This window comes from Sulfurimonas sp., from assembly GCF_023229105.1.
Lineage (GTDB): Bacteria > Campylobacterota > Campylobacteria > Campylobacterales > Sulfurimonadaceae > Sulfurimonas.
Map to the genome: position 1 here is coordinate 1 of NZ_JALNZY010000069.1, position 10,271 is coordinate 10,271.

Annotated in this window: 10 protein-coding genes; 5 read left to right on the plus strand and 5 right to left on the minus strand. The window is 37.3% G+C overall.

All coding sequences use genetic code 11. The features are described from left to right. The 5 genes from M0Q17_RS08920 to M0Q17_RS08940 all read left to right on the plus strand — a co-directional run. Positions 1-626 (plus strand): radical SAM protein (locus tag M0Q17_RS08920; RefSeq protein ID WP_366835252.1); only part of this gene is annotated, 626 nt, incomplete at its 5' end. Positions 627-629: 3 nt separating this feature from the next. Beyond that, positions 630-1,448: a glycosyltransferase family A protein gene (locus tag M0Q17_RS08925; RefSeq protein ID WP_295086068.1), complete on the plus strand. Its 819-nt coding sequence runs from the start codon at positions 630-632 to the stop codon at positions 1,446-1,448. Further along, positions 1,441-3,570, plus strand: coding sequence for an STT3 domain-containing protein (locus M0Q17_RS08930; protein WP_295086070.1), 2,130 nt, complete (start codon positions 1,441-1,443; stop codon positions 3,568-3,570). The genes M0Q17_RS08925 and M0Q17_RS08930 overlap by 8 nt, the downstream gene beginning before the upstream one ends. A gap of 61 nt (positions 3,571-3,631) precedes the next feature. Continuing rightward, the gene (galU, locus tag M0Q17_RS08935; protein ID WP_295086072.1) at positions 3,632-4,471 is read left to right on the plus strand and encodes a UTP--glucose-1-phosphate uridylyltransferase GalU; all 840 of its coding nucleotides are present in this window, start codon (positions 3,632-3,634) and stop codon (positions 4,469-4,471) included. Positions 4,472-4,474: 3 nt separating this feature from the next. Next, complete coding sequence (locus M0Q17_RS08940; protein WP_295086073.1) at positions 4,475-5,695, plus strand: glucose-6-phosphate isomerase; 1,221 nt, start codon at positions 4,475-4,477, stop codon at positions 5,693-5,695. A 73-nt stretch (positions 5,696-5,768) separates the two neighbouring features. Here the strand turns inward: M0Q17_RS08940 and M0Q17_RS08945 are convergent, their stop codons facing one another. The 5 genes from M0Q17_RS08945 to carB form a co-directional block, all read right to left on the minus strand. Continuing rightward, positions 5,769-6,947 carry a glutathionylspermidine synthase family protein gene (locus M0Q17_RS08945; protein ID WP_295086080.1) on the minus strand — a complete coding sequence of 393 codons (1,179 nt, stop codon included), beginning with the start codon at positions 6,945-6,947 and terminating at the stop codon, positions 5,769-5,771. Positions 6,948-6,949: 2 nt separating this feature from the next. Continuing rightward, entirely contained in the window at positions 6,950-7,513 is a 564-nt protein-coding gene (locus tag M0Q17_RS08950) for a hypothetical protein (RefSeq protein ID WP_295086075.1), read from the minus strand. Next, positions 7,510-7,953 (minus strand): hypothetical protein, encoded by a 444-nt coding sequence (locus tag M0Q17_RS08955; RefSeq protein ID WP_295086077.1) that lies wholly within the window; start codon positions 7,951-7,953, stop codon positions 7,510-7,512. Before M0Q17_RS08955 ends, M0Q17_RS08950 begins: the two co-directional genes overlap by 4 nt. Further along, positions 7,950-8,381: a Sua5/YciO/YrdC/YwlC family protein gene (locus M0Q17_RS08960; RefSeq protein WP_295086078.1), complete on the minus strand. Its 432-nt coding sequence runs from the start codon at positions 8,379-8,381 to the stop codon at positions 7,950-7,952. Before M0Q17_RS08960 ends, M0Q17_RS08955 begins: the two co-directional genes overlap by 4 nt. A gap of 2 nt (positions 8,382-8,383) precedes the next feature. Next, positions 8,384-10,271: carbamoyl-phosphate synthase large subunit (gene carB / locus M0Q17_RS08965; RefSeq protein WP_295086079.1), on the minus strand; the 1,888-nt coding region annotated here is incomplete at its 5' end.

A 10,271-nucleotide genomic window follows, 5' to 3' on the forward strand; every position in this document is an offset into this window, starting at 1 on the left:
ATGGTAAAAGCTATGATGAGGTACTCGATTTGATGGTTGAAAATGGCGTGGATTCAATGCCTGGAGGCGGAGCGGAGATATTTGATGAGAAGGTGCGTGATTATATCTGCAAAGGCAAAGTAACCTCTGATCAGTGGTTTGAGATTCATAGAAAGTGGCATGAGAGAGGCAAAAAAAGTAATGTTACTATGCTCTTTGGACATGTAGAAAACAGAGCAAACCGAATAGACCACATGATGAGAATTAGAGAGCTTCAAGATAAAACAGGCGGTTTTAACTGCTTTATCCCTCTTGTATATCAGACTGAGAACAACTATCTAAATATAAAAGAGCCAATAACTGCAAACGAGATTTTAAAAACTATGGCAGTTAGTCGCATAGTTTTGGATAATGTGCCAAATCTAAAAGCGTACTGGGTAACTTCAACGGTAAATCTTGCTCTTGTGGCTCAAGAGTTTGGCGCAAATGATTTAGATGGTACTATAGAAAAGGAGTCCATAAACTCTGCAGCGGGCGCCAAGAGTGCAAACGGTGTGAAGCTAGAAGAGTTCACGGCACTTATAAAAAATAGCGGATTTATTCCTGTAGAGAGAGACAGCATCTACAACGAAATTAAAGTCTGGTAATGCATGGACATATCGGTTGTAATTCCCACATATAACCGATATGATGCGTTAAAAAGGGCTTTAAACTCCGTCTATACTCAAACACTTAAACCAAAAGAGGTCATCATTATAGATGATGGCTCTACGGATAAAACTTCACAAATCAAAAACCTTTTTCCAAATATAAAATATTCTTATCAAAAAAATTCAGGCGTATCAAGTGCTAGAAATCTGGGCATAAAAAACTCTACATGCGAGTGGATTGCATTTTTAGACTCTGATGATGAATGGCATGTAGATAAATTAAAGCATCACGCAGAGTTTCATAAAAATTATCCCAAGGTGCATATGAGTTATACGAATGAGAAGTGGATTAGAGATGCTCTTGAAGTAAAGGTGCCTAAAAAATTTCATAAATTTGGCGGAGATATCTTTATAAAGTGTCTTTCGCATTGTATCATCGCCCCCTCGGCGGCATTTATGAAAAAAGAAATTTTTACGTATGTTGGATACTTTGATGAGAGCTTAGAAGTTTGCGAAGATTATGATATGTGGCTTAGAGTTTCTCTGCAAAATGAAATTGGCTTGATAGCAGAGACTCTTTGTATAAAATATGGCGGATGCGATGATCAGCTGAGTGCAAAACATTGGGGAATGGACAGATTTAGAGTAAGAGCTTTAGAGAAATTGCTTGATTTGGCGTTACCAAAAGATAAAAAAGATGCTGTTATAGAAACTTTAGTGCAGAAATATACCCTTCTTTTAAAGGGTGCTATTAAATATGATAAAATAATAGAATCTAATGAGTACAAAATAAAATTGCAGAGATATAAACTTGAATAATTTAAAAAAAGAGACAAAATTAACACTGCTTTATATAGCAGTTGCATTTTCATTTTCAGTAGCTGTGAGGATGATTTGGTTTTACCAGTTTGCCAACTATGAGGCTTTTAAGTTTAACTCCGAGTTTATGATAAACACCAATGATGGTTACTATTGGGCTGAGGGAGCAAGAGATATTTTAAGCGGTATTTCTCAAGCAAACGACCTCTCGCCGATAACCTCTGCTACTTCGCAATTAACGGCACTTCTTGCATTTGTTTTGCCTTTTTCTTTTGAGAGCTTGATTCTGTTTATGCCGGTCTTTTTAAGTTCGCTTATAGTCATTCCTATAATATTAATCGCCAAAAATCTGGACAATCTAAATATGGGGCTAATAGCGGCACTTTTGGCAAGTATCGGTTGGAGTTATTATAACAGGACAATGATTGGATATTATGATACCGACATGTTAAATATAGTGCTTCCTATGTTCTTGCTATGGTCGATTATCTGGGCGATTAAAACAAATGAAGATAAGTATCTCATTATCACGGCTATTGATATTTTGATATACAGATGGTGGTATCCGCAAAGTTACTCGCTAGAGTTCTCATTTTTTGCTCTTATACTTCTTTATGCTCTTATCTGGGATAGAAAAAATACCTACAACTATAAACTTTTAGCAATCATGATGCTTGCTATGATTGGAGTTGAGGGATATATAAGACTCGTTTTGGTTTTGGGAATCTTTTATATTTATAAGCAAAAACGCTTTGACAAATATATCTACTATATTTTGGGTGCGTCGATACTCATCTTTTTTGCATCAGGCGGGTTTAACCCTATTTGGGGTAATTTAAAAGGGTATGTTTTTAAAGATGCTGTGAGTGTTGGCGAGGAGGGATTGAAACTCCACTTTTACTCAGTTATGCAGACTGTTAAAGAAGCGGGACACATATCCTTTGAGATGTTTACAAACCGCATAAGCGGACATGTAGTTACATTTGTTGCTTCGGTTGGAGGATTTATCTATTTGGCGTACAGACACAAAATCATGCTCTTTGGGCTTCCTCTTATCGGTCTTGGATTTTTAGCGTATGTCGGAGGGCTTCGCTTTACTATCTATGCGGTTCCTGTTTTGGCTTTTGGAGCTGCTTTTTTGATTACTGAAGCAGCGCGCTATATGCCGACAAAAAGGTTGAAATTTCTAACTATTACTGCGTTAAGTATGGCTATTTTATATCCAAATATAGCTCATGTTCAAGAGTACATGGTTCCTACGGTATTTAATGCGGATGAGGTTGAAATATTAGACACTTTAAAAAACAGAGCTGGTAGAGAAGATTATGTAGTCTCCTGGTGGGATTACGGCTATCCCCTGCGATACTACAGTGATGTTAAAACACTCATCGATGGGGGAAAGCACAGTGGAGCCGTAAACTTTCCTGTGAGTTTCATACTTACAAATCCTCAAGATGTATCGGCAAAAATGGCAAGACTTGATGTTGAATACACGGAGAAAACCTTTAAGTTTAAAGAAGATAATAAGGAGCTGATTAGAGATAAAAATCTAACGATATTCTCAAACATAGAGCAGATGACAAAGGATTATGGATTTAGTGATACGAATGATTTTTTGCTCTCACTGCAGACAGATATAAAGCTTCCGGACAAAACAAGAGATATCTACCTCTATCTGCCATACAGAATGTTGGATATCTACCCTACGGTTGAGATGTTCTCAAACATAAATCTTATGAACGCCAAGATGAAGGAGCGTTCACTTTTTTATGTCTCAAAAATGTTTAAACAAGAGCAAAATATTATAAATCTCGGATATGGAATTTTGTTTGATACGCAAAATGCTACAATAACTATAAATAATCGAAAAATGCCTGTAAAGAGATTTGTTCAAACATCTTATAGTCAGAACATGAAATTTTCAAAAGATATACAGGTGTCAAACCCCGCAGAGAATATAACGGTTATATATATGTCAAGTTTTAACACTTTTTTAGTCGTTGATGAAAAAACATATAACTCGCTCTATGTACAGTTGATGCTCTTAGAGGAGTATGATAAAACTCTCTTTGAAGAGGTTATTATGACTCCGCAGGCAAAAGTGTACAGATTAAAAGTTTAACCTTTATTGTGGTGTGATTAGATAGAATATATAAAAAATTAGAAGTTTTCAGGAGTGAAAAATGCCAAAAGACAGAACAAAAATTTCTAAATGCCTTTTCCCTGCCGCAGGATACGGAACAAGGTTTCTTCCAGCTACAAAAGCGATTCCAAAAGAGATGCTTCCTGTACTTACAAAACCACTTTTGCAGTATGGTGTCGAAGAGGCCATAAGTGCGGGAATTGATACGATGGCGATTGTTACGGGTCGGGGAAAACGAGCCATAGAGGATCACTTTGATATCTCCTATGAGCTTGAGCATCAGATAAAAGGGACATCCAAAGAGCACTATTTAACAGAGATTAGAGCCGTTATTACAAGATGTACCTTCTCATATACGAGGCAGATTGAGATGAAGGGGCTCGGACATGCGATACTTTGCGGCGAGACACTTATCGGGGATGAGCCTTTTGCTGTTATTTTAGCTGATGATTTATGTGACAATAATATAGATTCAGTCCTTACCCAGATGGTAAAACTTTATGAGAAGTATCGCTGCTCAATTATAGCAGTTGAAGAGATACCGCCGGAAGATAGCAATAAATACGGTATCATAGCGGGTAACATGGAGGAGGATGGCGTTATCAGGGTAGCGAATATGGTAGAAAAACCAGACCCTAAAAATGCCCCTTCAAACCTTGCAATTATCGGAAGGTATATACTCACACCTGATATTTTTGATATCTTAAGAGAGACAAAACCCGGAAAAGGCGGGGAGATTCAGATAACAGATGCTCTTTTAACTCAGGCAAAAGAGGGTAGAGTAATTGCTTATAAGTTTCAAGGTAAAAGATTTGATTGTGGAAGTGTGGATGGCTTTGTAGAGGCCACGAACTATTTTTATAATAAAAGCAAGGGATGAAAAATGAACTATCAACATAACTTTAACCCGGCTCTCTCAGATGAGGATATTTTTAACCAAATTGTAAAAGAGAAGGATTATGTAGGGTACTATAATCTTGTATTTAGCGATACTTCAGAGTATAAAGAGTACGCAAAATCTCTCAAGCAAAAAAACATAATCATAATAGGCATAGGCGGAAGCACTCTCGGTACTTACGCTATATATAAGTTTTTAAAACACTCAAAAAAATTGAGTAAAAAACTCTTTTTTTTAGAAACAACCGACCCTATAGATATAAAATCAAAGTTAGAAAATATCGATTTAGAAGATACTCTTTTTATCGTTATCTCAAAATCCGGTACTACCATAGAGACTATCTCTATCTTTAAATATATTCACTCTCTTGTTACATGTGATAAAAACAATACGCTTGTCATAACGGAAAATGACTCTAAGCTACATGAATACGCAAAAATAAATAGTATAAAGAGCTTTGATATAGCAAAAAATGTAGGCGGAAGATTCTCTGTTTTTAGTGCGGTGGGTTTAGTTCCGCTTGCCATTGTGGGGATAGATATTGATGCTCTTTTATTAGGTGCTAAAGATATACATGACTCATTTTTCAATAAAACAAAGACATACGAGAGAGTTCTTAAAAAAGCAAGATTTTTCGTAGAATATAAAAACAATTTTAATATCAATGTCGTCTTTTCCTACTCCTCAAGATTGGATGGTTTTAATCAATGGTATATTCAACTATGGGGAGAGAGTTTAGGCAAGGTTGATATCAATAGCACGAGACAGGGACTTACTCCTATAGGAATCATCGGTCCTATTGATCAACACTCCTTTTTACAACTTATAGTTGAGGGCAGACGAGACAAGACGGTAACAGTTATAAAGGTTCATGATTTTTATAACCACTTAAAGATTCCGCATATAAAACTTGATGGTTTTGAGGAGCTAGATTATATCGACAGTATAGAGTTCTCAGCTCTTATAAATAAACAAGCAGATGCAACTATTGAGTCTATTAACAACCTTAATGATATCCCGTGTGATGTGCTAACCATAGACAGCATAAGCGAGAAATCTATTGCAAGTCTTATGTATGAGTATGAGCTCTTAACATCAGTTTGTGCTAAATTTATGCACATAAATGCGTATGACCAGCCCGGAGTTGAGGCTGGAAAGAGTATCCTAAAACAGAAGCTTAAGGCGGCAAAAAATACCCAAAAGTGAGGCTATATAAGCTTATTTAGCCACGCTAAGTGGCACTTAAGTTTACCTTTTTCAAGGCAATACTCTTGTAAAACTACTCTATTTCATGCCCTACAAATTTGCTCATGTTGTTCAGTATTTCGCCACCTTTTCTAAAGCTAAGACCGCAAGCTTCATAAGCAAAGAAAACTCCTGCTTGATACTTCTCTTTGTTCTCATCCATGTTTAATTCTACATACTCTTGATAAACTTTTTTATAGTTATCATAAGGACCATCTTGCTTGCTTAATACACTTCCGTTGGCATCAACTATCTTTATGTTTGCACCTTCTCTGCCAAAAACAGGCTTTTGTACTTGTTTAATCCCTTCTAGAGGCTCAAAGGAGCTCTTTAGAAGATAAGGCGAATCAGGAAACAGATCATATAAAATCTTCAGCATTCCTTTTGATTGAAAAAGCAGTGTATATGCCGGATTTAAGATTATGGCATTTTGATTTTGCATGATATTGCTTAGAGTTGTTGCAAGTTCAGGCTCGTCAGTTGCTATATCTTCCCAAGGGTAGAGCTTAAACCAGTATTCGTATTTATTGTCGTCTCTATCATAGATGCCCTCCTCATCAAACTTTACATTTTGAAGATACTCAAAACCGGTGTAAAAACCGGCATCTGTTGCAATTTGCTGAAGCAGTTTTGTTGTTGCTTCCTCCTCGTCATTGCCATGAACGCTTGAGAAGAGTATTTTCCAGCCGTCATATCTTTCATCAAAGAGTTCTGTATCCTCAAAAAGTGTAATAAGGCGTTTAAAGTTCTCTCTTATTGCATCGTAAACATTGTTAAACTGGCGCTCTTCATCTAGAGAGTTTTCTTTTAAAAGTGCCCACTGCAGAAGTGCGGTTTCAAACAGAGATGTTGGTGTATCTGCATTAAATTCAAGAAGTTTTATGGGTTTGTTATCCAAGCCGCCTGCTAGATCAAATCTACCGTAAATATGCCAATGGACATCATTTTCCCAACTCTTTTTAATAGCATCTATAAGATTAAAAGGGATTCCTATCTCAAAAAAGAGGTTGTTTTGTATAACATACTCAGTAGCTTCGGCATACATGTCATAAAGTTCGTTTACAGCCTCATAGTAAGCTTCAGCTTCTTCTTGCGTAATCTTTACCAAACTGTTGCTTATATATCTGCTACTGTCACTATCTGTATGCCATGTAAAGCCAAGCTTTTCTAGCTGCTGGGTTTTAAGAGGTTTTATTTTTCTTAATTTAATCAACATCAACCTCCATACGTAGAAGTTCTTGACGTTGAGGAGGTGGAGCTGCCAAAAAAGCTTTTTTTGCCCGAAGCGTTTGATGCTTTGGCAGCAGCGGAGCGACTGTAAGCACTTTTGTTTACAGAAGATGATTTTGAAGCAAAGTTTTTGTTGTTCATCAGAGCATTACCTATCATATTGCCTAAAAGTGAGCCCGCCGCAACTGCAAGGATAGTTCCGGCTAAACCCATTCCTGCACTGCTATCACTACTTGAGAGTGTCTCAGACGTTCCCTCTTGAACCTTTTTGTACTCCTGTTCTGCCAAAAGTTTCATCTCAGCTTCATTCATAAAACGCTCAACGGGGTTGCCGTTTTCATCTTTTTCTCGGATTATTGCTCTGCTTGGACCCTCTGTTGGCATCTCTTCGACTATAATATATTTTCCGTTTGCTTGCTGCTCTATAACTAAATATCTATTTTGCGGCTCCCGCTGCTCTTGAGAAGAACATCCGCTAAGGGCGCTCATCATAACTAAACCGGCACTTCCAAGTGCAACTCCGTTTGCCAGAGAAGAAATATGTCTCACTTCTTTAAATCCTTTTTGCTTATTTTAATAATTTTATTGAGATTATGCTCATAAAAAGTAATCTGTTCCCTACCTTCATAGAGAATATCACCGTTGTAAGTTCTTTTAGAAGTCTCTAAAATAGTCTCTTTTTTCATAAACATGAACTCCCCGATGCTATTGCCGATAGGGTGAAAAAGTGTTAATAGCACAAGAAAAGAGAGTACGCCTATGATAAAGAGACTGATTTTATTATTATTTAGGTACACGACAATGTAGCCTAAAATAAGTGTTAAGCCAAAAAATAGATAGCCGTTTTGATTGTCCGCAAACAAAATATTGTAGTAGAGGTCAATGTTATAAAAATTTATATAATTGAGTAAAATCCCCAAAAAGAGAAAAAAATCCAAAATAAAAGTTATAAACATACCCGTAAAAAACGCTTGTAGTGCCTTGTTCATCTTAATTTTTTCCTTTTTAAAGAGTTTATTTTTATAAGTGAGGACGCATCTTTTTCACTCAAAGAGTTCCAATTTTCTACTATTATATCAGCTTTTGATTCACAAAAATCTCTATTGAAGCTCTCAGCACTTTTATTTGCCGAAGTTGAGTAAAACCAAGGAGTCTCTCTTAGTATCTGTGAATCAAGTGCGATTTTTGCAACTCTAAATGAGAAATTATTTAGGATAAAAGTGGTTTTTTTTGAGCGGCGAACTAGATTTTTTCTCTTTTTTTCAACTCTATTTCCATCTTCAAGAAAGCTTTTAAAGTCTTTGTAAACTTTTATAAAAGGTTTTGTTTGAGGACGGGATTTTATCTCGTAGAGTTTTTGCGCATCTTGCGACAAAAAACCGACTGTAGTGTCGGTTTGAGTGAGTATTACAGGCATCACTATGCGAGAAAATCTTGTAGCGCTTTAGCGTTTGACCATGAATCATCTTTCATTTCATCAAGGGCTAAAATAAGTGCTCTTGCAGCACTCATAGTCGTAAAGTAAGGAATATTTCTCTTAAGAACTTCTTGACGGATAACAATCGCATCTTTTTTGCTTGTGTTATTATCAGACGTGTTAATCGCCATATGAATAGCATCGTTTTTCATGCTGTCTTCTATGTTTGGACGACCTTCTGAGATTTTTAAAACCACTTCGCAAGGGATTCCTGCTGCTTCTATAACGGCTTGTGTGCCCTTTGTTGCAACGAGGGTAAAGCCGTGTCTATGAAGACCGCTTGCAATCTCCGGAGCATGTTTTTTGTCGGTATCTACAAAAGAGAGAAAACAGGTTCCCTCCCTTACTATTTTATTGCCTGCCGCAATTTGTGCTTTTGCAAAACTGATACCGAAGTTTGAGCTTATGCCCATAACTTCGCCGGTTGATTTCATCTCAGGCCCTAGAACTAAATCTGCGCCGTAGAGTTTATGAAACGGGAAAACTGCTTCTTTAACAGAGATGTGTCCTTTTAGACGAGGCTTTAAGAGTCCATTCTCCTCCATAACAATGTTGTATTTGTCATAATATTCCAAAGCACTTCTTAGAGTCTCTCCCACCATAACACGAGTAGCAACTTTTGCTAGAGGCATTCCCGTAGCTTTACTTACAAAAGGAACAGTTCTTGAAGCTCTCGGATTTACCTCGATAAGATAAATCTCATCCTGATATATTGCATACTGGACATTCATAAGCCCGCGAACCCCAAGCCCCAAAGCGATGGTTTTTGTCTGCTGCTCAACTTTGTCAATCATCTCTTTTGATAAGTTAACCGGAGGAAGTGAACATGCGCTGTCCCCCGAGTGGATACCCGCCTCTTCGATATGCTGCATAACTGAGCCTATATAGACATCCACGCCATCACAGATAGCATCAACATCAAGCTCAATAGCCTGATCTAAAAACTTATCGATTAAAACAGGCGCATTGTTTGAAACTGATACCGCAAAATCCATATACTGTTTTAGCTCATCTTCGCTGTAAACTATTCGCATACCGCGCCCGCCAAGAACAAATGAGGGGCGTACAAGCACAGGGTAGCCAAGTCTTTGTGCAATCACATAAGACTCCTCTTTTGTGCGTGCAAGACCATTTAAAGGCTGCTTTAAACCATGTTGGTTTACAAAGTTTGAAAATTGCTCTCTATCCTCTGCCAAATCTATAACATGTGAAGGCGTTCCCGCAATTTTTGCTCCAATCTTAGTTAGTGCATCTGCGAGTTTTAGAGGTGTCTGCCCACCAAAGTGAACAATTATTCCATCTGGCTGCTCATTCTCGATAACCTCTCTTACATGCTCAAAATCAATCGGCTCAAAGTAAAGAACATCAGAGGTGTCATAATCAGTTGAGACTGTCTCTGGATTACAGTTGTACATGATAGTCTCAATGCCCATCTCTTTAAGCGCAAATGCAGCATGAACACAGCAGTAGTCAAACTCAATACCTTGACCGATTCTGTTTGGACCGCCGCCTAAAATAAGCACTTTTTTATTTTCGCTTACTCTGTTTTTAACATTTGGAAGTCTTGTTATATTTGTTGTTGAGTATAGATATGGAGTAAGCGCTTCAAACTCTGCCGCACAGGTGTCAACTTCATTGTACTCTAGGTTTACGCCTAGAGATTTTTTAGCCTTGTAAACATCATCTTCGCAAACATTTACATTTGAGTTTTTAGTTATAAGTTGCGCAATTCTTTTATCTGAAAAGCCGTCAACTTTTACGTTTCTCATAAACTCTTCATCAAGCAAAATCTTATCTGTTATGATGCTCTCGGTTTTAATAAGCTCCTCT

Bases quoted from the DNA above. Each gene is read 5' to 3' on its own strand.
- M0Q17_RS08925 (WP_295086068.1), top strand. From the start codon at position 630: ATGGACATATCGGTTGTAATTCCCACATATAACCGATATGATGCGTTA.
- galU (WP_295086072.1), top strand. From the start codon at position 3,632: ATGCCAAAAGACAGAACAAAAATTTCTAAATGCCTTTTCCCTGCCGCA.
- M0Q17_RS08940 (WP_295086073.1), top strand. From the start codon at position 4,475: ATGAACTATCAACATAACTTTAACCCGGCTCTCTCAGATGAGGATATT.
- M0Q17_RS08955 (WP_295086077.1), bottom strand. From the start codon at position 7,953: ATGAACAAGGCACTACAAGCGTTTTTTACGGGTATGTTTATAACTTTT.
- M0Q17_RS08960 (WP_295086078.1), bottom strand. From the start codon at position 8,381: ATGCCTGTAATACTCACTCAAACCGACACTACAGTCGGTTTTTTGTCG.